21 protein-coding genes and 1 tRNA gene are annotated in these 22,503 nt (G+C 68.0%); 10 read left to right on the top strand and 12 right to left on the bottom strand.

The window, feature by feature from the left end; translation table 11 throughout:
* Both MVF76_RS06165 and MVF76_RS06170 read left to right on the top strand, forming a co-directional pair.
* The coding region (locus tag MVF76_RS06165) for an anti-sigma factor family protein (RefSeq protein WP_297527924.1) at positions 1 to 557 on the top strand (557 nt) is incomplete at its 5' end.
* 122 nt (positions 558 to 679) lie between these two features.
* On the top strand, positions 680 to 967 hold the full coding sequence (locus tag MVF76_RS06170; RefSeq protein WP_297527925.1) for an EF-hand domain-containing protein: 288 nt from the start codon (positions 680 to 682) through the stop codon (positions 965 to 967).
* Positions 968 to 975: 8 nt separating this feature from the next.
* On the opposite strand, the gene MVF76_RS06175 is transcribed toward MVF76_RS06170, so the two are convergent.
* The 10 genes from MVF76_RS06175 to rpsU form a co-directional block, all read right to left on the bottom strand.
* The gene (locus MVF76_RS06175) at positions 976 to 1,497 is read right to left on the bottom strand and encodes an aspartyl protease family protein (RefSeq protein WP_297527926.1); all 522 of its coding nucleotides are present in this window, start codon (positions 1,495 to 1,497) and stop codon (positions 976 to 978) included.
* 98 nt (positions 1,498 to 1,595) lie between these two features.
* The gene (gene metH / locus MVF76_RS06180; RefSeq protein WP_297527927.1) at positions 1,596 to 5,297 is read right to left on the bottom strand and encodes a methionine synthase; all 3,702 of its coding nucleotides are present in this window, start codon (positions 5,295 to 5,297) and stop codon (positions 1,596 to 1,598) included.
* An 84-nt stretch (positions 5,298 to 5,381) separates the two neighbouring features.
* The gene (locus MVF76_RS06185; RefSeq protein ID WP_297527928.1) at positions 5,382 to 5,855 is read right to left on the bottom strand and encodes an NfeD family protein; all 474 of its coding nucleotides are present in this window, start codon (positions 5,853 to 5,855) and stop codon (positions 5,382 to 5,384) included.
* Positions 5,852 to 6,781 (bottom strand): SPFH domain-containing protein, encoded by a 930-nt coding sequence (locus MVF76_RS06190; protein WP_297527929.1) that lies wholly within the window; start codon positions 6,779 to 6,781, stop codon positions 5,852 to 5,854. The genes MVF76_RS06185 and MVF76_RS06190 overlap by 4 nt, the downstream gene beginning before the upstream one ends.
* 106 nt (positions 6,782 to 6,887) lie before the next feature.
* A complete protein-coding gene (locus tag MVF76_RS06195; RefSeq protein WP_297527930.1) occupies positions 6,888 to 8,783 on the bottom strand; it encodes an ATP-binding cassette domain-containing protein in 1,896 nt (631 codons plus the stop codon).
* A 391-nt stretch (positions 8,784 to 9,174) separates the two neighbouring features.
* Positions 9,175 to 9,251: transfer RNA gene (locus tag MVF76_RS06200), tRNA-Ile, on the bottom strand.
* Positions 9,252 to 9,360: 109 nt separating this feature from the next.
* Entirely contained in the window at positions 9,361 to 11,172 is a 1,812-nt protein-coding gene (gene rpoD, locus MVF76_RS06205) for an RNA polymerase sigma factor RpoD (protein WP_411293548.1), read from the bottom strand.
* Between the two features lie 133 nt (positions 11,173 to 11,305).
* Positions 11,306 to 13,090, bottom strand: coding sequence for a DNA primase (gene dnaG, locus MVF76_RS06210; RefSeq protein WP_297527932.1), 1,785 nt, complete (start codon positions 13,088 to 13,090; stop codon positions 11,306 to 11,308).
* A 129-nt stretch (positions 13,091 to 13,219) separates the two neighbouring features.
* A complete protein-coding gene (locus MVF76_RS06215) occupies positions 13,220 to 13,666 on the bottom strand; it encodes a GatB/YqeY domain-containing protein (RefSeq protein WP_297527933.1) in 447 nt (148 codons plus the stop codon).
* Positions 13,667 to 13,679: 13 nt separating this feature from the next.
* Positions 13,680 to 13,895: a 30S ribosomal protein S21 gene (rpsU, locus tag MVF76_RS06220; protein ID WP_297527934.1), complete on the bottom strand. Its 216-nt coding sequence runs from the start codon at positions 13,893 to 13,895 to the stop codon at positions 13,680 to 13,682.
* A 140-nt stretch (positions 13,896 to 14,035) separates the two neighbouring features.
* On the opposite strand from rpsU, the gene tsaD reads away from it, so the two are divergent.
* The 7 genes from tsaD to MVF76_RS06255 all read left to right on the top strand — a co-directional run bounded on the left by tsaD (position 14,036) and on the right by MVF76_RS06255 (position 19,094).
* Positions 14,036 to 15,052 carry a tRNA (adenosine(37)-N6)-threonylcarbamoyltransferase complex transferase subunit TsaD gene (tsaD, locus tag MVF76_RS06225; protein WP_297527935.1) on the top strand — a complete coding sequence of 339 codons (1,017 nt, stop codon included), beginning with the start codon at positions 14,036 to 14,038 and terminating at the stop codon, positions 15,050 to 15,052.
* Positions 15,053 to 15,083: 31 nt separating this feature from the next.
* Positions 15,084 to 15,683: a glycerol-3-phosphate 1-O-acyltransferase PlsY gene (plsY, locus tag MVF76_RS06230; protein WP_297527936.1), complete on the top strand. Its 600-nt coding sequence runs from the start codon at positions 15,084 to 15,086 to the stop codon at positions 15,681 to 15,683.
* A gap of 21 nt (positions 15,684 to 15,704) precedes the next feature.
* On the top strand, positions 15,705 to 16,067 hold the full coding sequence (gene folB, locus MVF76_RS06235) for a dihydroneopterin aldolase (RefSeq protein WP_297527937.1): 363 nt from the start codon (positions 15,705 to 15,707) through the stop codon (positions 16,065 to 16,067).
* On the top strand, positions 16,068 to 16,559 hold the full coding sequence (gene folK, locus MVF76_RS06240) for a 2-amino-4-hydroxy-6-hydroxymethyldihydropteridine diphosphokinase (RefSeq protein WP_297527938.1): 492 nt from the start codon (positions 16,068 to 16,070) through the stop codon (positions 16,557 to 16,559).
* 3 nt (positions 16,560 to 16,562) lie between these two features.
* Positions 16,563 to 17,750: a class I SAM-dependent methyltransferase gene (locus MVF76_RS06245; RefSeq protein ID WP_297527939.1), complete on the top strand. Its 1,188-nt coding sequence runs from the start codon at positions 16,563 to 16,565 to the stop codon at positions 17,748 to 17,750.
* Between the two features lie 102 nt (positions 17,751 to 17,852).
* Positions 17,853 to 18,650: an undecaprenyl-diphosphate phosphatase gene (locus tag MVF76_RS06250; protein WP_297527940.1), complete on the top strand. Its 798-nt coding sequence runs from the start codon at positions 17,853 to 17,855 to the stop codon at positions 18,648 to 18,650.
* Between the two features lie 207 nt (positions 18,651 to 18,857).
* Positions 18,858 to 19,094 carry a hypothetical protein gene (locus MVF76_RS06255; RefSeq protein ID WP_297527941.1) on the top strand — a complete coding sequence of 79 codons (237 nt, stop codon included), beginning with the start codon at positions 18,858 to 18,860 and terminating at the stop codon, positions 19,092 to 19,094.
* A 73-nt stretch (positions 19,095 to 19,167) separates the two neighbouring features.
* On the opposite strand, the gene MVF76_RS06260 is transcribed toward MVF76_RS06255, so the two are convergent.
* Positions 19,168 to 19,899, bottom strand: coding sequence for a LytR/AlgR family response regulator transcription factor (locus MVF76_RS06260; protein ID WP_297527942.1), 732 nt, complete (start codon positions 19,897 to 19,899; stop codon positions 19,168 to 19,170).
* Entirely contained in the window at positions 19,896 to 20,957 is a 1,062-nt protein-coding gene (locus MVF76_RS06265) for a sensor histidine kinase (protein WP_297527943.1), read from the bottom strand. The genes MVF76_RS06260 and MVF76_RS06265 overlap by 4 nt, the downstream gene beginning before the upstream one ends.
* A gap of 102 nt (positions 20,958 to 21,059) precedes the next feature.
* Between MVF76_RS06265 and argH the strand changes: the two genes are divergently transcribed.
* Complete coding sequence (argH, locus tag MVF76_RS06270; protein WP_297527944.1) at positions 21,060 to 22,457, top strand: argininosuccinate lyase; 1,398 nt, start codon at positions 21,060 to 21,062, stop codon at positions 22,455 to 22,457.
* Positions 22,458 to 22,503 lie beyond the last annotated feature (46 nt).

Consider the following 22,503-nt stretch of genomic DNA (forward strand, 5'->3'; position numbering starts at 1 on the left):
GCCGCAAGCACCAGCATGGTCGCCCCCGCCCCTGGCGGCTGGCGACCATGCTGGTGCTTGCGGCGGTGCTGGCCGGTGGCCTGGGCTGGGTCCTGGGCCGGCACCAGGCACAGCCGGCGCCGGCACTGGCCCACCTGGTGGCCCCGGCGGCCTTCGCCCACCGGGTCTACGCCACCGATCCCAGGCATCCGGTGGAATTCGACGCCAGCCGCGCGGCGCAGCTCGCGGCCTGGGTGTCCGAACGCATGCACAGCGCCCTGTCGCCGCCGGACCTCACCGCAGCCGGCTTCCGGCTGGTGGGCGGCCGCCTGCTCCCCTCCACCAATCGCATGGCCGCCCAGTTTCTCTACGAGGACAATGCGGGGCGGCGGGTCAGCCTCTATGTGCGCCGTGCCGACTGGCAGGCCGCGAGCGACGCATTCCACTATCGCGAGCTGGACGGGCTGGGGGTGTTCTACTGGACCCGCGGGGAGATGGCCCATGCCCTGGCCGGGCGTCTGCCGCGCGCAAAGCTGATCGAGCTGGCCGCGCGGGTACAGGCGGCCGATGCAGGCTGAGGCGGCGGTTCTGTGATTCGGGTCACGGTTCCGAGGCCCCGAAAGGCGTCAGATAGGACCCCCGCGGCCGGACAACGGGACGCGGCGAACATTCCAGATCAACTGTTACGGAGGACAGACTCATGGCGACCCTTCGCATTCTGTTTGCATCCCTCGCGCTGGCCCTGGCCGGTACCGCTCACGCCGGCCCGCAAGGCCCGATGATGGATTTCAACACCCTGGACGCCGATCAGGACGGCCATATCTCGCGCACCGAGGCCGAAGGCCATCGCAGCCTCACCGAGCAGTGGCAAAAGCTCGACGTCGACGGCAACGACCGGATCGAGCCGGCGGAATTCAGCGCCTTCGAACCCATGCCCATGCACGACGGCAGCGGCATGGGCATGAAGCAGGGCACGCCCGAAAAATAGCGCCGGCGTCAGGAACCGGGTCGTCCGGGTGTGCCTTCCGGTGCGCCCGCGGCGACCCGCTCGCCGCCGCAGTGGCTGAGCACCAGCTCCGGCGGCTCGAAGGAAAAGATGAAGGGGCCGGCCGCGCGCAGGGCGTTGAGCCCGAGGATCTGCCGGGTGCGTCCCGGAAACACCGCCGCCTCCAGTTCACCGATCCGGCACCGCTCGCCGATGGCCAACCCCGAAAGGCGGTACACCGGCACGCTGAGGATGTCGCCGTTGGCCAGCCGGCCCCGCAGTTCACGCACGAAGGTCGCCGCATTGCGGGCGTGCAGCGCCTCGAGGGTGACCTCGTTGATGGTGGTCAGGCCGGCGCCGGTGTCGACCAGGAAGGGGGCGGGATCGAGCCCGCCCACCGCCGCCGGGACATAGTAGGTGGCCGGTCCCTGCCGGCTCATGGCGATGCGGGTGTCAAACTCCTGTCCCATGGCCATCCCCGACAGCCCCAGGGCCAGGATGGCCGAGATTCGCACCCCATCCTTTCCGTTCAATCGCTTGTCCCGCGTGCGCATGCCCGTCCCGCCGCTGCTCCGGTCTCTGCAGCAAGGGGGCTGCAAGGAGCGCGCCAGCCTCGATCCGCGCTGGCGGGTCAGTCGGTGCCGGTGGCCTCGGCGACGGCCGCCGGATCGTAGCCCAGGTTGGGTGCCAGCCAGCGTTCGGCCTCGGCCAGGGACATGCCCTTGCGGCGGGCGTAGTCCACGACCTGATCCCGGTTGATCCTGCCGACGCCGAAATAGCGTGCCTCGGGGTGGGCGAAATACCAGCCGGAGACGGAGGCGGCCGGGATCATGGCGAAGCTGTCGGTCAGCGCGATGCCGGCGTGGCCGACCGGGTCGATCATGCGCCACAGCAGGGCCTTCTCGGTGTGGTCGGGGCAGGCGGGATAGCCGGGCGCCGGGCGGATGCCGCGATAGCGCTCGCGGATCAGGTCCTCGTTGTCCAGTCGTTCGTCGGGCGCATAGCCCCAGATCTCGCGCCGCACCCGGGCATGGAGCTGCTCGGCGAAGGCCTCGGCGAGGCGGTCGGCCAGTGCCTTGAGCATGATGGCATGATAGTCGTCGTGCTCCGCCTCGAAGCGGGCGACGTGGGCGTCGATGCCCAGCCCCGCGGTAACCGCAAAGGCACCGATCCAGTCCGCCAGCCCGGTATCGCGCGGGGCGATGAAATCCGCCAGGCACTGGTTGGGGCGACCGGGCGGCTTGCGGTTCTGCTGCCGCAGGTGGTGCAGCGTCACCCAGACGCCATCGCGATCGCTGTCGGTATAGACCTCGATGTCGTCGTCGCCCACCTGGTTGGCGGGGAACAGGCCGACCACGCCGCGCGCCTGCAGCCAGTTCTCCTCGATGATACGATCCAGCATGGCCTCGGCATCGGCCAGCAGCTGGCGCGCCTGCTCGCCGACCACCGCGTCCTGAAGGATCTTCGGATGGCTGCCAGCCAGTTCCCAGGTCTTGAAGAAGGGCGTCCAGTCGATGTAGTCGCGGAGTGCGGCCAGCGGCATGTCGTCGATGACAGTGATGCCCGGGTTTGCGGGGGTGGGCGGTTCGTACCCCGACCAGTCGATGGGCGTGCGGTTGGCGCGCGCCTCGGCCAGCGTCAGCCAGTCGGTCTTGCGCTGCTTGCCGGCGTGCATCTCGCGCACCTGCGCGTACTCCGCCTTGATCTCGCGCACATAGTCTTCCTTGAGCTCGTCGCTGAGCAGGCTCTGGGCCACGCCGACGGCGCGCGAGGCGTCCTTCACGTACACCGTGGTGCCGTGGTAGTTGGGCTCGATCTTCACCGCCGTGTGCACGCGCGAGGTGGTGGCCCCGCCAATGAGCAGCGGGATCTCGAAGCCCTCGCGTTCCATTTCCTTGGCGATGTGCGCCATTTCCTCCAGCGAAGGCGTGATCAGGCCCGACAGGCCGATGATGTCGACCTGTTCCTCGCGCGCCTTGTCCAGGATCTGGCGCGCCGGCACCATCACACCCAGGTCGATCACCTCGAAGTTGTTGCACTGCAGGACCACGCCCACGATGTTCTTGCCGATGTCGTGCACATCGCCCTTCACCGTCGCCATCAGGATGCGGCCCTTGGTCTTGTCCTCGGCGGACTTCTCGGCCTCGATGTAGGGAATCAGGTAGGCGACCGCCTTCTTCATCACCCGCGCCGACTTGACCACCTGGGGCAGGAACATCTTGCCGGCGCCGAACAGGTCGCCGACCGTGTTCATGCCGTCCATCAGCGGACCCTCGATCACCTGGATGGGGCGCTCGAACTGCTGTCGTGCCTCTTCGGTGTCTTCCTCGACGAAGCTGTCGATGCCCTTGACCAGCGCGTGCTCCAGCCGCCTGGCGACCGGCCATTCCCGCCAGGCCAGGTCTTCCTTGCGCTCGGCACCGCTGCCGTCGCCCTTGTAGCGGTCGGCGATCTCCAGCAGCCGCTCGGTGGCATCGGGCCGGCGGTTGAGCACCACGTCCTCGACCCGTTCGCGCAGTTCCTCCGGGATCTCCTCGTAGATGGCGAGCTGGCCGGCATTGACGATGCCCATGTCCATGCCGGCCTGGATGGCGTGATAGAGAAACACGGCATGGATGGCCTCGCGCACCGGGTTGTTGCCGCGGAAGGAGAAGGACACGTTCGATACGCCGCCCGAGACCCGGGCATGGGGCAGGTGATGCTTGACCCAGCGCGTGGCCTCGATGAAGTCCACGGCATAGTTGTCGTGTTCCTCGATGCCGGTGGCGATGGCGAAGATGTTGGGGTCGAAGATGATGTCCTCGGCCGGAAAACCTGCCTGCTCCACCAGCAGGCGATAGGCGCGTTCGCAGATCTCGATCTTGCGCTCGAAGGTATCGGCCTGGCCCTGTTCGTCGAAGGCCATGACCACGGCAGCGGCGCCGTAGCGCCGGCACAGCCGGGCCTGCTCGAGAAACTTCTCCTCGCCTTCCTTGAGCGAAATGGAATTGACGATGCCCTTGCCCTGGATGCACTTGAGGCCGGCCTCGATGATCTCCCACTTGGAGGAATCGATCATGATGGGCACGCGGGCGATGTCCGGCTCCGAGGCGATCAGGTTGAGAAAGGTGGTCATGGCCTCGACGCCGTCGAGCATGGCCTCGTCCATGTTGATGTCGATGATCTGGGCGCCGTTCTCCACCTGCTGCCGGGCCACTTCCAGCGCCTCGTCGTACTGGCCTTCGAGGATCAGGCGCTTGAAGCGCGCGCTCCCGGTGACGTTGGTGCGCTCGCCGACGTTCACGAACAGCGAGTCCTCGCCGATATTGCAGGGTTCCAGTCCGGACAGGCGCAGGGTGTAGTCATGGTCGGGGATGCGGCGCGGCGCGCAGTCGGCCACGGCCTCGGCGATGGCGCGGATGTGCTGCGGCGTGGTCCCGCAGCAGCCGCCGATGACATTGAGGAAACCGGATGCGGCCCATTCCCCGATTTCGGCGGCCATGGCCTCGGGCGATTCGTCGTATTCGCCGAACTCGTTGGGCAGGCCGGCGTTGGGGTGGGCGTTGACGCCGCAGTCGGCGATACCGGCCAGTTCCTCGATGTGCTGGCGCAGCTCGCGCGCGCCCAGTGCGCAGTTGAAGCCGATGGACACCGGCTCGACATGGCGCAGCGAGTTGTAGAAGGCCTCCGCGGTCTGGCCGGAGAGGGTGCGTCCCGAGGCATCGGTGATGGTGCCGGAGATCATGACCGGCCAGCGCTGGCCGAGATCCTCGAATGCCTGCATCACCGCGAAGGCCGCGGCCTTGGCATTGAGGGTATCGAAGATGGTCTCGATCAGGATCAGGTCGGCGCCGCCTTCGAGCAGGGCGCGGGTGGCGTCGTAATAGGTCGCGCGCAGCGCCTCGAAACTGACATTGCGAAAACCCGGATTGTTCACGTCCGGCGAGATCGAGGCGGTGCGGTTGGTCGGTCCCAGCACGCCGGCGACGAAGCGCGGGCGATCGGGCGTGGCCACGGCATCGCAAGCCTCGCGGGCGAGGCGGGCCGCGGCCAGGTTCAGTTCATGGACCAGGTCCTCCTGCCGGTAGTCGGCGAGCGATATGGCGGTCGAGTTGAAGGTGTTGGTCTCGACGATGTCCGCGCCCGCCTCGAGATAGGCGCGGTGGATGTCGCGGATGATATCGGGCCGGGTCAGCGACAGCAGGTCATTGTTGCCCTTGAGATCGACCGGCCAGTCGCGAAAGCGCTCGCCGCGGTAGTCCGCTTCCTCCAGGCCGTAGCTCTGGATCATGGTGCCCATGGCACCATCGAGGACAAGAATGCGCTCGCGCAGCAGCCGGCTGAAGTCGTTCATGGGGAAATCCGTGCCAGGAGAGGAAACCTGAGGAATCTCGGAGTTTAGCACGGTTCCCGGCGGGCTTGCCGCCGGCGCCGGACCTCAGCGGTCTGGACCGGCCGGGGACGCATCGGTGACGGGCACCACCCGCAACAGGGTGCCATCCACGCCCACCACGCGCACCCGCGCTCCCGCCGCGCAGTCCGGTCCCTCCGCGCGCCAGGTACTGTCGTCGACACGGATCTTGCCGACACCGTTGACAATGGGCTGTTCCAGGGTGAATACCCGGCCCACATACTGTTCGCCACGCCGGTTGAGGGTCGGCTGGTCCGTTTCCAGGGGGTGGCGCCGGCGCCACAGCCTCCACAATGCGATGCTGGCGACCGACACCACGGCAAAGATCAGCAGCTGGTATTCCCACCCCAGGCCGGGCAGGACGAGCACCACCACGCCGACCACGCCGGCGGCCACCCCCATCCACAGCAGGAAGGCACCGGGCGCGAAGATCTCCAGGGTCACCAGCACCGCGCCCAGGATCCACCAGTGCCAGTAGGTGACGGTTGCCAGTTCGTTCATGACGTGCGCCCTGCCTTGGCGAATGCCTCGCGGGCCAGTTCACTGATGCCGCCCAGCGAGCCAATCACGCTGGATGCCTCCAGCGGCATGAACACCAGCTTCTCGTTGGGCGAGGTGGCGATGGCCTGCAGCGACTCGACATACTTGGTGGCGACGAAATAGTTGATGGCGTTGATGTCGCCCTCGGCGATGGCGCGCGACACCATTTCCGTGGCCCTGGCCTCGGCTTCCGCCAGGCGTTCACGGGCCTCGGCCTCGAGAAAGGCCGCCTGGCGCTTTCCTTCGGCCTCGAGGATGGCGGCCTGCTTCTCGCCGTCCGCCTGCAGGATCTCCGACTGCTTGATGCCTTCGGCCTCGAGGATACGGGCGCGCTTGTCGCGTTCCGCCTTCATTTGCCGGGCCATGGCGTCGACCAGGTCACGTGGCGGCGTGATGTCCTTTATCTCGATGCGGGTGACCTTCACGCCCCAGGGCGTGGTCGCCTCGTCCACCACGGCCAGCAACTGGGCATTGATGGTGTCGCGCTGGGACAGCAGCTCGTCCAGGTCCATCGAGCCCATCACGGTGCGGATGTTGGTCATGGTGAGATTGAGTATGGCCAGCTCCAGCCGGTTTACCTCGTACGCGGCCTTGGCGGCATCCAGCACCTGGAAGAAGACCACGCCGTCGACCGCCACCATGGCGTTGTCGCGGGTGATGACTTCCTGGGTGGGTACGTCCAGCACACGTTCCATCATGTTGATCTTGCGGCCGACGCGATCCACGATCGGAACGATCAGGTTGAGTCCGGGCCGCAGCGTGCGGGTGTAGCGGCCAAAGCGCTCGACCGTGTATTCCATGCCCTGCGGAACGGACTTGACGCCGGCGAACACCAACGCCACGGCCAGCACTGCCAGCAGAATGACGAATTCCTGAAAGCCGAACATGGTTTCCCTCCAGTCGCGTTTCCCCAGCCATTAGGCGGGAAAAGGCAGGGCCACGCAAGTCTGCATATCGCCTGCTTGCCGAACGAAACGCGGTTGCCGGCGCGGTTCAACCGGTCTGGCGGGTTTCCAGTTCCGACCAGCGCCGGAAGCAGTGCTCCAGTTCGCGTTCGATGGCCGCCAGGCGCTCGCGCAGTTCCGCGACCCTCTCGGCCTGCTCGCGATAGAGCGCAGGATCGGCCAGCCGCGCATGCAGCTCGCCCTGTTCGGTTTCCAGCGCCTCGATGCGTTCCGGCAGTTCGGCGAGTTCACGCTGTTCGCGGTAGGAGAGCTTGCGATCGGGCCGGCGGCGAGGTGCGGGCGTGGTGTCGGCTGTGGGTCGCGCCTTTGCTGGCTCGGACTGCGGCGGCGCGGGGCGCTGGCGCAGCCAGTCGCTGTAGCCGCCGACGTATTCACGGACCTCGCCATTGCCCTCGAATGCCAGCGTGCTGGTCACCACCCGGTCGAGGAATTCGCGGTCGTGGCTGACCAGCAGCAGGGTGCCATCGAATTCGAGCAGGCGTTCCTCCAGCAGCTCCAGGGTCTCCATGTCCAGATCGTTGGTCGGTTCGTCGAGGACCAGCAGGTTGCAGGGGCGTGCGAACAGGCGCGCCAGCAGCAGCCGGTTGCGCTCGCCGCCCGACAGGGCTCGCACCGGCTGGCGGGCGCGCTCGGGCTCGAACAGGAAGTCGCGGAGCCAGGACATGACATGGCGGGTGCCGCCCTGGATTTCGATGCGGTCCCGACCTTCGGCGACATTGTCGAGCACGCTGGCATCGGGATCGAGGGTCTCGCGCTGCTGATCGAAGTAGGCCACCTCCAGTCCGGTCCCGCGCCGCAGCCGGCCCGAGTCGGGCGCCAGTTCGCCCAGCAGCAGGCGGATCAGGCTGGACTTGCCCACACCGTTGGGGCCGATGATGCCGACCCGGTCGCCGCGCAGGATGCGGGTGCTCAGCCCATGGATCAGGGTGCGGTTGCCCAGGGTCAGCGACACCGCCTCGGCCTCGAACACCAGGCGTCCGCTGCGCTCGGCCTCCTGCAGCCGGATGCGGGCCTGGCCCGGGCAGCTGCGGCGCGCACGGCGTGCCTCGCGCAGGCGTTCCAGCGCACGCACCCGACCCTCGTTGCGGGTCCGCCGGGCCTTGATGCCCTGGCGGATCCAGGCCTCCTCCTCGGCCAGGCGGCGATCCTGGCGCGCGTTCTCGGCGGCCTCGGCGGCCAGTGCTTCCTCGCGGCGTTCCAGGAAACGGTCATAGTCCCCGGGCCAGCTCCGCAGCCGGCCGCGGTCCAGCTCGACGATGCGCGTGGCGAGCCGGCGCAGGAAGGCGCGGTCGTGGGTAATGAACAGGAGTGCCCCGCGGAACTCGACCAGAAAGTCCTCAAGCCAGCGGATGGCCTCGATGTCGAGATGGTTGGTGGGCTCGTCCAGCAGCAGCAGGTCGGGCTCGGTGACCAGCGCGCGTGCCAGCAGCACACGGCGTTTCAGGCCGCCGGAGAGCTGCGCGACCTCGGCATCGGGATCGAGCCGCAGGCGAGACAGCACCGCCTCGATGCGGTGGGCGTGGTTCCAGCCTCCGCCCGCCTCGAGCCGGTGCTGGATGCGCGCCAGGTGCGCCAGCGCGTCATCCGAACCGCTCTCGGCAACCCGCCGGCTGGTGGCATGCCAGTCGCGCAGGTCCGCGGCCAGCTCGCCCAGGGCATCCGCGACCCGGTCGTACACCCGGCCCGTGAGGTCTTCGGGCACCGCCTGCGCCAGGCGGGCGATGCGCACGCCGTCCCCGACCCGGCGTTCGCCGCTGTCGGGCGCCAGTTCACCGGCGATGATGCGCAGCAGCGTGCTCTTGCCGGCACCGTTGCGACCGACCAGGCACACCCGCTCGCCCTTTTCCAGATTCAGGTCCGCGCCGTCCAGCAGCGGCGGGCCGCCGAGGGCGAGCGAAACATTGCGAAGGGTGAGCAGGCTCATGAGCGGTTCGGGCGCCGTTGAGGGATGCGGGACATGATACGCCGGCTGCCGGAAAGGCAGGTGTCGGTTGGCGGCATTTTCTGCTCCAGTTCCTCAGGGATATCGTTTAACCCCTTGCTGTTACGGGGTAATCCGGGGTTGTCCACAAAAACTGTGGATAACCTTGTGCATGAATTCCGGATGACGCCGCTTCCAGGCCATGAATATGGCGCTTTCGTTAAACTGGTCAATTTTTGACCACTGGATAGAGATGGCGAAAAATCAGATGGTTGAGTGTGCCCGCCGGGCCGCATTCGGTGACTGGTGCGCGACCGGACCGGGTGACGGTTTTTTGTCGCCAGGCTGTGTATAACCGTTTTCTGCAGGCCGGGCACGCGCCTCGGCGTCGGTGTGGTGGGCCCGCCAGGACTCGAACCTGGGACCAAGGGATTATGAGTCCCCTGCTCTAACCAACTGAGCTACAGGCCCGCGATGGGCGAAGGGGATGATACGTCCTGAAGTCCCCGGCGGGAATACCCGCTTTGGCGGGCGTGCATGAAAAGGGCCCCGGAGGGCCCTTTCCGGCTGACCGCGCGGGTCAGCTGTTCTCGATCTCTAGGAAGGAGCGCAGTTGCTCGGAGCGGCTGGGGTGACGCAGCTTGCGCAGGGCCTTGGCCTCGATCTGGCGGATGCGCTCGCGGGTGACGTCGAACTGCTTGCCGACCTCCTCGAGGGTGTGGTCGGTGTTCATGTCGATGCCGAAGCGCATGCGCAGCACCTTGGCCTCCCGCGGGGTGAGGCCGGAGAGCACGTCCTGGGTGGCCTCGCGCAGACCCTCCATGGCGGCGGCGTCCACCGGGGACAGGATGCTGGTGTCCTCGATGAAGTCGCCCAGGTGCGAATCCTCGTCGTCGCCGATGGGCGTCTCCATGGAGATCGGCTCCTTGGCGATCTTGAGCACCTTGCGCACCTTGTCCTCGGGCATGGCCATGCGCTCGGCCAGCTCCTCGGGGGTGGGTTCCCGGCCCATCTCCTGCAGCATCTGCCGCGAGATGCGGTTGAGCTTGTTGATGGTCTCGATCATGTGTACCGGGATGCGGATGGTGCGGGCCTGGTCCGCGATGGAGCGGGTGATGGCCTGCCGGATCCACCAGGTGGCATAGGTCGAGAACTTGTAGCCGCGACGGTATTCGAACTTGTCGACCGCCTTCATCAGGCCGATGTTGCCCTCCTGGATCAGGTCCAGGAACTGCAGGCCGCGGTTGGTGTACTTCTTGGCGATGGAGATCACCAGGCGCAGGTTGGCCTCGACCATCTCCTTCTTGGCGCGCCGGGCCTTGGCCTCGCCGATGGACATGCGGCGGTTGATGTCCTTGATCTCGCTGATGCTCAGGCCGGCTTCCTTCTCGATGGCCAGCAGCTTGGTCTGGGCGCGGCGTATTTCATCACGGTGCGCCTCCAGCCCCTTGGCGAACTTCTGGCCGCTCTTGATCTGCTCGTCGACCCAGTCGAGATTGGTTTCGTTGTCCGGGAAGCTGGCGATGAAGGTCTTGCGCGGCATCTGGGCGCGGTTGACGCAAATGTCCAGGATGGCGCGCTCGTGGCCACGGATGCGGTCGACCACATCGCGCAGCTGTCCCGTGAGCGCGTCCACCACTCGCGGCACCAGCTTGAGTTCCATGAAACGTTCGGACAGGTCCTTGCGCAGTCTGGCAATGGACTTCTCCGACTTCGCTGCCAGCAGCTTCTTGTGCAGCTTGCGCAGTTCCTCGAAGCGGGCCTTTGCCTCCTCGGGATCGGGGCCGGTGTCGACCACGGTCTCGCTGTCGTCGTCATCCTCGTCGTCGCTGGCGGCCTGGGCCGGCTGCGGCGGCGTGGGAATGCTGTCGTCATCGAGTTCGCTGGGATCGATGAAGCCGACAATGAGGTCGGACAGGCGCATGTCGCCGGCCTCGACCTTGGCATATTCTTCGAGCAGGGTGGCAATGGAGCCGGGGTAGACGGAGATCGCCGACAGCACCTGGCGCAGGCCGTCCTCGATGCGCTTGGCGATCTCGATCTCGCCCTCGCGGGTAAGCAGCTCCACGGTGCCCATCTCGCGCATGTACATGCGCACCGGATCGGTGGTGCGGCCGAACTCGCTGTCGACGCTGGCCAACGCGGCGGCGGCCTCCTCGGCGGCATCCTCGTCGGGGACACCGGAACCGCTCAGCAGCAGCGTGTCCGCGTCGGGCGTCTCCTCGTGCACGGAGATACCCATGTCGTTGATCATGTTGATGATATCTTCGATCTGTTCGGGATCGACGATGTCATCGGGCAGGTGATCGTTGACCTCGGCATAGGTCAGGAAACCCTGTTCCTTGCCCTTGGCGATCAGGAGTTTGAGCTGTGACTGCTGGTCCTGGTTCATAGATGTCGGTTCTGTCGGCGCTTCGCGCAAATGGGTTCGTCCGAAATGGAACGGGCCGAGGCACTGGGCCTCGGCCGGGTCAGCAAAATCAAACGTTCAGTGTAGCTGAACCCGGTTCCGTTTTCCAGCCTGGTCAGGGTTGCGGCGGGGCGCCCGACTGGTGGGGGCGCCTGCCCATGAGTTCTTTCCATTCAACAAGTTCGTCGTCGGTCAGGCGGCCATCCCGGGCCAGTTTGTCCTGGAGCAGGTGCCAGCGCGCATCCTGCCACGCCGTCACCATGAGACGGAGCAGGCCGCGCAGTTCTTCCCTGAGATCAACCCCGGCCGGCGTCTCCGGCGGGCGGCTGGCAAGCTTCCACAGGGCCGCTTCGGCCGGGTGTCCGCGGAAGTGCTCCATCAGGCTGCCGACGTTCCTTAGATGCGGCTCGCGGCGCAGAAGTTCAAGCAGTTCCCGCAGCAGCGGCACCCCCGGCAGTTCGATCGCGGACAGTTCCGGCGGCGGCTCGATCCCGCCGGCCAGCTCCGGGTGGTGCAGCAGCAGGTGGATGGCACTGCGCACCGGGCGCCGCGAGCCTTCGGCGGGGCGTCGCGGTCGCCGCGATGCCGGTGCGGTATTGTCCGCGGCTGGCTCGCGCTGCAGCAGTCGCGTCAGGTGTCCGACCTCCATGTCCACCTGCTCGGCCAGGCGCTGCACCATCAGGTCGTGGAATACGCCCTCGGGCAGCCGGGCGAGCAGGGGCCGCGCGCGCTCCACCAGCCGCGCCTGACCCTCGCTGGTACGGATATCGGCCTCTTCCCGCAAATGTTCATAGAAATATTCGGAAAAGGGGGTCGCCGCCTCGGTGCGGGCGAGAAAGGCGTCACTTCCCTCGCGGCGCACCAGGCTGTCCGGGTCCTCGCCCTCGGGCAGAAACAGGAAGCGGGCCTGGCGGCCGTCGCGCATGACCGGCAGGGCGTTCTCCAGCGCGCGCCAGGCGGCGGCGCGGCCGGCGCGGTCGCCGTCGAAGCAGAAGATGACGTCCGGCACCACCCGGAACAGTTGTTCCAGATGTTCGCGGGTCGCGGCGGTGCCCAGCGTCGCCACGGCATGGCTGATGCCGAACTGGGCCAGCGCCACCACGTCCATGTAGCCCTCGACCACCAGCAGCGATTCCAGCTTGCGGGTGCGGCGGCGCGCCTCGAACAGGCCGTACAGCTCGCGGCCCTTGTGGAACACGGGGGATTCGGGCGAGTTGAGGTATTTCGGCTTCTCGTCACCCAGCACCCGGCCGCCGAAGCCGATCACGCGGCCGCGGCGGTCGTGGATGGGAAACAGGATGCGGTCGCGGAAGCGGTCGTAGAGGCTGCCGTCGTCGCGGCGGATGGCCAGGCCGCTGTCGGCCAGCAGTCGGCGCGCGGCCTCCGTGGTGCCCAGCGCCGCGACCAGGTTCTCCCAGCCCGGCGGCGCATAGCCCAGCCCGAAGTCGCGGGCGATCTCGCCGGACAGGCCGCGCCGGCGCAGGTAGTCCACCGCACGTTCCCGTTGCGGGTGCTCGCGGAGCTGGCGCTGGAACCAGCGCGCGGCCTCGGCCTGGATCTCGTACAGGCCGCCATGGGCCTCGGGCGCCGCCGCCAGTGCCTCGCGCGGGACCTCGACCCCGGCCAGCCGTGCCAGTTCCTCCACCGCCTCGACGAAGGCGAGGTGGTCGTATTCCATCAGGAAACCGATGGCGTTGCCATGCGCGCCGCAGCCGAAGCAGTGATAGAACTGCTTGGTCGGGCTGACGGTGAAGGAGGGGGTCTTTTCGTTGTGAAAGGGGCAGCAGGCGCTGAATTCGCGGCCGCTTTTCTTCAGCGGCACCCGCGCCTCGATGACCTCGACGATGTCGACGCGCCCGAGAAGGTCGTCGATGAACTGCTGCGGAATACGGCCGGCCATGGGGTGCAGTCTAGCCTAAACGAATGGCCACGGAATCCACTGAATCCACGGCAACGCCAATCGCTGCGCACGCGTCCTGCGCGACACCAGGGAGGGCCGCCATTGCAGTGGGTTCAGTGGATTCCGTGGCTATTCCGAGAGTCGGGCCTTGACCTGGCCGCTGACCTTGCCCATGTCGGCGCGGCCGGCGAGCTTCGGCTTGAGCTGGCCCATGACCTTGCCCATGTCCTTGATGCTGGAGGCGCCCGTTGCCGCAATGGCTTCGTCGATCAGGGCGTTGATTTCGGACTCGCTGAGCGGTTCCGGGAGATAGGTCCGGATGACCTCGATCTCGGCCTGTTCCTTTTCCGCCAGTTCTTCGCGCCCGGCCTTGCGGTACTGGTCGATGGACTCGCGGCGCTGCTTGACCATCCTGTCCAGGGTGGCCACCACTTGCGCGTCGTCGAGCTCGATGCGCTCGTCGACCTCGCGTTGCTTGATGGCGGCGATGATCAGCCGGATGGTGCCCAGGCGCACCTTGTCGCCGGCGCGCATGGCGGCCTTCATATCCTCCTGGATACGGGCCTTGAGTGTCATGAGGAGAGCAGGTTCAGTAGGGGCGCTGACGACGGGCAGCCTCGCGCGACACCTTCTTCATGTGACGCTTGATGGCCGCGGCGCGCTTGCGCTTGCGTTCCTGGGTGGGCTTTTCGTAGTACTCGCGGCGGCGGACCTCGGAGAGGATGCCGGCCTTTTCGCAGGAGCGCTTGAAGCGGCGCAGGGCGACTTCGAAGGGCTCGTTTTCCTTGACGCGTACGCTGGGCATGAACTCTTTCACCTCACGGCAATGACAGAAGCCGGACCGGCCGTGGCGGGCCCGAAAGGGCGCACATTCTAAACATTCGCCGCCGGGAACGCAAAACGGCCGCTTGCGGCCCGGTGCCGGGGCCCGGACAATGGCGCGCCATGCGGGTCCTCGGCATCGAAAGCTCCTGTGACGAAACCGGGCTGGCGCTCTACGACAGCGAGCGCGGCCTGCTGGCGCACGCCCTGCACAGCCAGATCGCGGTTCACGCCGAGTTCGGCGGCGTGGTGCCCGAGCTGGCGTCGCGTGACCATGTCCGAAAACTGCTTCCACTGATGCGGCAGGTCATTGATGAAGCAGGGGTTTCCGTCCGGGAGCTGGACGGCGTCGGCTATACCGCCGGGCCGGGCCTGATCGGTGCGCTGCTGGTCGGGGCCGCGGTGGGGCGCTCGCTGGCCTGGAGTCTGGGCGTGCCCGCGGTCGGCGTGCACCATATGGAAGGCCACCTGCTGGCGCCGATGCTGGAGGCCGATCCGCCGGCCTTCCCCTTCGTGGCGCTGCTGGTCTCGGGCGGGCACACGCTGCTGGTCGAGGTCGCGGGCGTCGGGCGCTACCGGGTGCTGGGGGAGTCGCTGGACGACGCCGTGGGCGAGGCCTTCGACAAGACCGCCAAGCTGCTGGGCCTGCCCTATCCCGGCGGACCGGCCCTGGCCCGGCTGGCCGAGGCCGGCGATCCCGGACGTTTTCGTTTCCCGCGCCCCATGACCGACCGCCCCGGACTGGATTTCAGCTTCTCCGGTCTCAAGACCTTTGCCCTCAATACCTGGCAGGGCTGCGCGCAGACCGACGCCGACCGTGCCGACATCGCCCGCGCCTTCGAGGAGGCCGTGGTCGACACCCTGGCCATCAAGTGCCGCCGCGCCCTGGAGCAGACCGGCCTGTCGGCGCTGGTGGTCGCCGGCGGCGTCGGTGCCAACCGACGGCTGCGCGAGCGGCTGGCACGGCTCGCTGCGGAGCGGGGCGCGCGGCTGCACTTTCCGCGGCCCGAGTTCTGCACCGACAACGGCGCCATGATCGCCTTTGCCGCCAGCTGCCGGCTGGCCGCGGGCGAGACGGCGCCGCTGGCCGTCGAGGCACAGGCGCGCTGGTCGCTGGAATCGCTGGCGGCGGTTCCTTGACCTGCCGTTGGCCAGCCTTTCCAATACGCCCATGTCGCAACTGATCCCCTGGCTCGTCGTCGTCGCCGGTTATCTGCTCGGCTCCATCGCCACCGCCATCCTGGTCGGCCGCCTGCTGGGTGTGGGCGATCCGCGCGCCCGCGGGTCCGGCAACCCCGGCGCCACCAACATGCTGCGTCTCGGCGGCCGCAAGGCCGGGGCGTTGACCCTGATCGGCGATATGCTCAAGGGCCTGCTCGCGGTGCTGCTGGCGCGCCTGCTGGAGCAGCCCGTCCCGGTGCAGGCGGCGGCCGGTTTCGCCGCCTTCATCGGCCACCTGTATCCGGTCTATTTCGGCTTCAGGGGCGGCAAGGGCGTGGCCACCGCGCTGGGGGTGCTGCTGGGACTGAACTGGCTGGTCGGCCTGGCCACCATCGGCACCTGGCTGGCGGTGGCCTTCGTCAGCCGCATCTCCTCGCTCTCGGCCCTGGTGGCCAGTGCGCTGGCGCCCTTCTATCTGTGGTGGCTGGCGCCGGAGCCGGTGGCGGTGAGCCTGGTCGCCGTCATGACGGTGCTGCTGTACTGGCGGCATCGTTCCAACATCCGCAATCTCGTCAACGGTACGGAAGGAAAGATCGGCGCGCGGAACTGAGTACCCGGCGCCAGCACAGCCATGGATACCATTTTCATACGTGACCTGCGCGTCGACACCGTGATCGGCATCTTCGACTGGGAACGCCGCATCCGCCAGACCATCAGCTTGGATCTGGAAATGGCCACCGACATCCGCAAGGCGGCGGCCAGCGACCGCATCGAGGACACGCTCAACTACAAGGCCGTGGCCAAGCGTCTGATCGCCTTCGTCGAGGCCAGCGAGTTCCAGCTGGTGGAAACGCTGGCCGAGCGCTGCGCCGAGATCGTGCGCGAGGAGTTCGGCGTGCCCTGGCTGCGGCTCACCGTGAACAAGACCGGCGCGGTGCGCGGTGCGCGCGACGTGGGCGTCATCATCGAGCGCGGCAGCCGCGAGGGAGGTTGAGTGGCGCGGGTGCATGTCAGCATCGGCAGCAACATCGACCGCGAGCGTTCGGTGCGCCAGGGCGTGGCCGGACTGCGCGAGGCCTTCGGTCCCCTGACCCTGTCGCCAGTCTATGAAACGGCCGCGGTCGGTTTCGAGGGCGACGACTTCTACAACCTGGTGGCCGGCTTCGACACCGATCTCTCCCCGCAGCAGGTCGCACAGCGGCTGCGCGCCATCGAGGACGCCGCCGGGCGCGACCGCAGCCAGCCGCGCTTCTCGCCGCGCACCCTGGACCTCGACCTGCTGCTCTACGATGACGCCGTGCTGCAGGCGGATGGCGTGCACATCCCGCGCGACGAGATCCTCAAGTACGCCTTCGTGCTCAAGCCGCTGGCCGACATCGCCGGCAGCCTCCGTCATCCCGAGTGCGGCGAAACCTACGCGGCGCTGTGGGCGCGCTTCCAGGGCGACCGTGATCTTCGGCCCGTCGCGCTCGAACTCGGCGACTGAGGCGTGGGCCGCCCCTGGGACATCCCGCCGGACTGGCCGCCGCCTCCGCCGGAGGCCCTGGCCGTCAGCGAGCGGCTGGTGGACGCCTTGCGCGCCGAGATGGCCGAGGCGGGCGGCGACATCCCCTTTTCGCGTTTCATGGAGCGTGCCCTGTATGCGCCGGGGCTCGGTTACTACAGCGCCGGCAGTCGCAAGTTCGGCGCCGAGGGCGACTTCGTTACCGCTCCCGAGGTGTCCGACCTGTTCTCCCTGTGTCTTGCCCGCACGGTGGCCGACCTGCTCGATGCGCTCGATGGCGGCGATGTCATCGAACTGGGCGCCGGCAGCGGGCGCATGGCCGCCGTGCTGCTGCGCGCACTGGAACGCGCCGGCCGCCTGCCGGCCCGCTATCGCATCCTCGAACCCAGCGCCGCGCTGTGCGAGCGCCAGCGCCAGGCACTGGCGCTGGAGGTGCCCGATCTGCTGGCGCGGGTGGAATGGATGGCGGGCCCGCCCGACGAGCCCTGCGAGGCCGCGGTCGTCGGCAACGAGGTACTGGATGCCTTGCCGGTGGAGTGCCTGCGCTGGCGTGACGGAGGGATCGAGCAGGCAGGTGTGGGCTGGGACGGCGAAGGCTTTGCACTGTCCTGGCGGCCGGCACAGGGTGACTGGGTGGCGACGGTGGCCGCCATTGCCCGCGAGCAGGGCTGGCCGGAGGGCTACCGGACCGAATGGTGCGCCATGCTGCCGGCCTGGCTGCGGACCATCGCCGCACCGGTCGCGCGCGGTGCCTTCCTCTTCATCGATTACGGCCATCCGCGCCGCGAGTATTTCCATCCCCAGCGCAGCGGCGGCACGCTCATGTGTCACTACCGCCATCGCGCTCATCCCGATCCGCTGCTGCTGCCGGGGCTGCAGGACATCACGGCCCATGTCGACTTCACTGCCCTGGCCGAGGCCGGGGAGGCCGCTGGCCTGGCACCCGCCGCCTGCGTGACCCAGGCGCAGTTGCTCATGGATGCCGGCATCGATACCTGTTTCGCCGAGGCGCAGACGGGTGATCCGGTGCAGGATCTGGCACTCGCCCAGCAGGTCAAGACCCTGATGCTGCCCGGCGAAATGGGCGAACGATTCCAGGCCATGCTGCTCCTGCGGGGCGAACTGCCGCTGCCGCGCGGCTTTCGCAGTGGCGATCTGCGTTGGCGGTTGTGAGGGCATGAGGAGTGAGGTGTGAGAAAAGGGTTGCGGGGACGCGGGCGGTTGCGGACACTGCTCGCCTGACGCCTGACGCCTGACGCCTGACGCCTGACGCCCATGGACCTCCTGCACATCATCGTCCTCGCCCTGTTGCAGGGCCTGACCGAATTTCTGCCCATCTCCAGCTCGGCGCACCTGATCCTGGTGCCGCAGCTGCTGGGCTGGCCGGATCAGGGTCTGGCCTTCGACGTGGCGGTGCATGTGGGCACGCTGGCAGCGGTGGTCTTCTACTTCCGTGCCGAGCTGCGACGGATGCTCGGCGACTGGCTGGCCTCGCTGGCCGGACGCGGGCTGACGGCGGAGGCGCGCCTGGCCTGGGCGGTGGGCTTCGGTACCATCCCGGTCGGGCTCGCAGGGCTGCTGTTCAAGGACTTCATCGAGACCGCGCTGCGTTCGCCGCTGGTCATCGCGGCCACCACCATCGGCTTTGGCCTGCTGCTGGGCTGGTCGGACCGCATCGGCCGGCGCGCGCGTGACGAACACGCCATCGGCTGGCGCGACGTGCTGGTGATCGGCGTCGCCCAGGCGCTGGCCCTGATCCCGGGGACCTCGCGTTCCGGCGCCACCATGACCGCCGGCCTGCTGATGGGCCTGACCCGCGAGGCGGCGGCACGCTTTTCCTTCCTGCTGTCGATTCCGGTGATCCTGCTCGCCGGCCTGCTGGAGGCGCGCGAGCTGGTCGGCAGCGCTGCACCCGTCGACTGGCGGGCGCTGATCATCGGCGCCGGCGTGTCGGCCGTCAGTGCCTATCTCTGCATTCACTTCTTCCTGAAACTGCTGGCACGCATCGGCTTCATGCCCTTTGTGATCTATCGCCTGCTGCTGGGCGCGGTGCTGCTGGTGATCTTTCTCTGAGCGGGTCGGGCGTCAGATTCCTCGACAGCCCGTTTCTCGCAACCTGTTGATTTTTTGTGATCTGGTGTCGAACTTCCTGACGCCGCCGGTAGGGCACGGCTGCGGCGCGCGATTCAACCTGTTGATATTTATGACACTCCAGGCCTGTTGGCACGGAAGCTGTATATAAGTAACGTCTAATTTTCTGATAAAGATCGGGTCGACGCCATGATGAAGAACAGTTGCCGCTGCATTGGCCTTGCCCTGGGCCTGCTGGTGTCTGTCGGTGTCCCTGCAGCGAGCCTCTGGCTGCCCGGGATCGAGGGCATGCTGCCCACCGTGCCCAACCCCGGGCTGCTGGTCGAGGCCGAAGCGGCGGCCGAGGCACTGCCGGTTCCCATTCCGGTGCTGCTGATGTCCGGCCTGCTGCTGGGGCTGGTCGCGGTACTGCGCGCGCGGCGCTGACCGGGGACAGGCCGGCAAGGCCCGTCGACCACCCCGGGTAGCGCGCTCCGCCTCACCGCTCGCGCCTCACGCCTCAACTCCGCTCGCGCAGCAACTGCCGGATCTCGCCGGCATGGCGGCGACTGACCTCGAGCCGGACCCCGGTGCCGGCCACGGGCACGCAAAGCTGGCCCTCGGCATTCTTTTCCAGCGCCTGCAGGCAGCCGCGCGCAACCAGGGCGTTGCGGTGCACCCGCACGAAGCGTTCGCGGAACTCCTCCTCCAGGGATTTGAGCGACGCCTCGATCAGGGTCTCGCCGGCACTGGTACCGACCGCGACATACTTGTGGTCGGCACGGAAATAGCGGATGTCGGCCACGGGGATCAGCCGCAGGTTGCCGCGCTCGCGCACCAGGATGTGGGTGCGGCTGCGGGGCGCCTCGCCCTCGAGCTGTCCGGCCTGGGCGCGGGTCAGGCGGCGTGCGTTGGCCAGCGCGGTGGCCAGCCGGTCGGCCCGCACCGGCTTGAGCAGATAGCCGAGCGCGCAGGCCTCGAAGGCCTCCAGCGCATGCTCGCCGTAGGCGGTGGTGAAGATCACGGCCGGCGGCGCCGGCAGCGCGGCCAGGTGGCGGGCCGCCTCCAGCCCGTCCATCTCGGGCATGCGGATGTCCAGCAGCACCAGATCCGGTTCCAGTGCCTGCACCTGCTCCAGCGCCTCGCGGCCGGTGGCGGCCTCGCCGACCACCTCCGTCTCCGGTAGCTCGGCGAGCAGGCGGCGCAGGCGGTCGCGGGCCAGCGCCTCGTCGTCGACGATCAGGATCTTCACGAACCCTCCTCCAGCGGAAACAGCAGCCGCACCCGGTATTCGCCGTCACGGACCTCGGTCTGCAGCCGCGCCCCCGGGCCGAACGCCAGCGTCAGCCGCTCGCGGATGTTGGCCAGCGCCATGCGGTTGCCGTCGGCATGCGGCGTGACCCCGCCCGGCGGCAGCGGATTGCGCACCTCGAGGCGCAGCACGCCGCGGTTGCAGGTGGCGATGATGCCCAGCCGGCCGCCGCTGGCGGAGGCCTCGATGCCGTGATAGACGGCGTTTTCCAGCAGCGGCTGCAGAATCAGCGGGGGCACCGGCTGCTCCAGCGGCAGATTCTTGGTGGTCCACTCGGTCTGCAGGCGCTCCCCCAGGCGCTGGGCCTCGATGTTGAGGTAACGGCGGGCGATCTCCAGCTCCTCGCCGAGGGTGATGCGCGCCTCGACGTCGCGCATGGTGACCCGGAACAGGTCGGCCAGGTCCTGCACCAGCTCCTCGGCCAGCGCCGGGTCGCTGCGGGTGAGGGAGGCGATGGTGTTGAGGCTGTTGAACAGGAAGTGGGGACGAATGCGGGCGGCCAGCGCCTCCACCCGCGCCCTTGCCTCCGCCTGCACCTGCTGTTCCCATTGATGCCGCACGTAGAAGTAGCGCAGCACCATGCCCACCACCAGCGCCCCCACCAGCAGGTTGCGCAGCGTGAACAGGGCATGGTCGGGCGTCGCCGCCGCCAGCCCCAGGGGACCGGTCAGGCGGTAGGCGACCTCCGAGAACAGCGCAATCAGCAGCAGCAGCAACAGGTAGCTGATCAGCGCCGCGGACCGGGGAGACAGCCGCTCCAGATGACCGCGCAGGAGGCACAACAGGCCGGCGCAGGAAAGCGCCGTCCACTGCACGAACAGCGAGGTGACGCCCAGGTCACTCCAGGTGCGCTCGCTGAAGTCGGCATCCGCCAGCACCAGCAGGAAGGCCAGCAGCTCGGCCACCACCACCACCGCGAACACCCGCCGCACCTGGCAGAAGTCGGGCAGGAAGAAGCCGTCCGCCGCCGTTCCCTGGATCTTTCCGGTCTCCCCCATGACGGGAGTTTCGGTGTTCGCGGCCCCGCTGGCAAGCGCCCGCGGGCGCCGGCTCCGGTATACTGGGCGCCCCTGCCATCCGCGAGAGTCCTAAAGCAAGCCATGACCGACAAGGACAGCACCGACAAGCCCTGGGGCGGCCGCTTCAGCGAATCCACCGACGCCTTCGTGGAAGCCTTCACCGCCTCGGTGGGCTTCGACCACCGGCTCTATGCCTGCGACATCCAGGGCTCCATCGCCCATGCCCGCATGCTGGCCCGGGTCGGCGTGCTGGACGAGGCCGAGTGCCAGCGCATCGTCGAGGGGCTGGAGGCCATCCGCGGCGAGATCGAGCGCGGCGAGTTCGAATGGTCGGTCGGGCTCGAGGACGTGCACATGAACATCGAGGCACGGCTCACCCAGCGCATCGGCGATGCCGGCAAGAAGCTGCACACCGGCCGCTCGCGCAACGACCAGGTAGCGACCGACCTGCGCCTCTACCTGCGCGAGCAGATCGACGCCTGCCGCGCCGAACTGCGTCGCCTGCAACAGGGGCTGGTCGATCTCGCCGAGCGCGAGGCCGACACCATCATGCCAGGCTTCACCCACCTGCAGGTGGCCATGCCCGTGACCTTCGGCCATCACCTGCTGGCCTGGTTCGAGATGCTGGAACGCGACCGGGCGCGGCTGGCCGACTGCCGTCGCCGGGTCAATGTGATGCCTTTGGGCGCGGCGGCGCTTGCCGGCACCACCTATCCGATCGACCGCGCCTACACCGCCGAGCTGCTGGGCTTCGATGCGCCGTCGGAAAATTCGCTGGACGCGGTCAGCGACCGCGACTTCGTGATCGAGTTCACCGCGGCCGCGGCGCTGATCATGACCCACCTGTCGCGCATGTCCGAGGAGCTGATCCTCTGGACCTCGGCCCAGTTCGGCTTCATCGACCTGCCCGACCGCTTCTGCACCGGCTCCAGCATCATGCCGCAGAAAAAGAACCCGGACGTGCCGGAACTGGTACGCGGCAAGACCGGCCGGGTCAATGGCCACCTGATCGGCCTGCTGACGCTGATGAAGGGCCAGCCGCTGGCCTACAACAAGGACAACCAGGAAGACAAGGAACCCCTGTTCGACACCCTCGACACCCTGCTTGGCTCGCTGCGCGTGTTCGCCGACATGATCCCGGCCATCGAGCCGAACCGCGAGCGCATGCGCGAGGCGGCGCGGGCGGGTTTTTCCACCGCCACCGATCTCGCCGACTATCTGGTGCGCAAGGGCGTGCCCTTCCGCGATGCCCACGAGATCGTCGGCAAGGCGGTGCGCCACGGCATCGACACCGGCCGCGACCTGGCCGAGCTGCCGCTCGAGGACCTGCAGCGCTTTTCGTCCGTCATCGGGGCAGACGTGTTCGAGGTGCTGACCCTGGAAGGCTCGGTGGCGGCCCGCAACCACCTCGGCGGCACGGCGCCGGAGCAGGTGCGGGCGGCGGCGCGGCGGGCCCGGGAGCGGCTGGCGCGGGATTGAACCGCCCCTGCGGGCTGTCCTTTCAAGGGTTGCCTGGCCTGCCGCC

It is taken from the genome of Thiohalobacter sp., assembly GCF_027000115.1.
In the GTDB taxonomy this organism is placed as follows: Bacteria; Pseudomonadota; Gammaproteobacteria; order Thiohalobacterales; family Thiohalobacteraceae; genus JALTON01.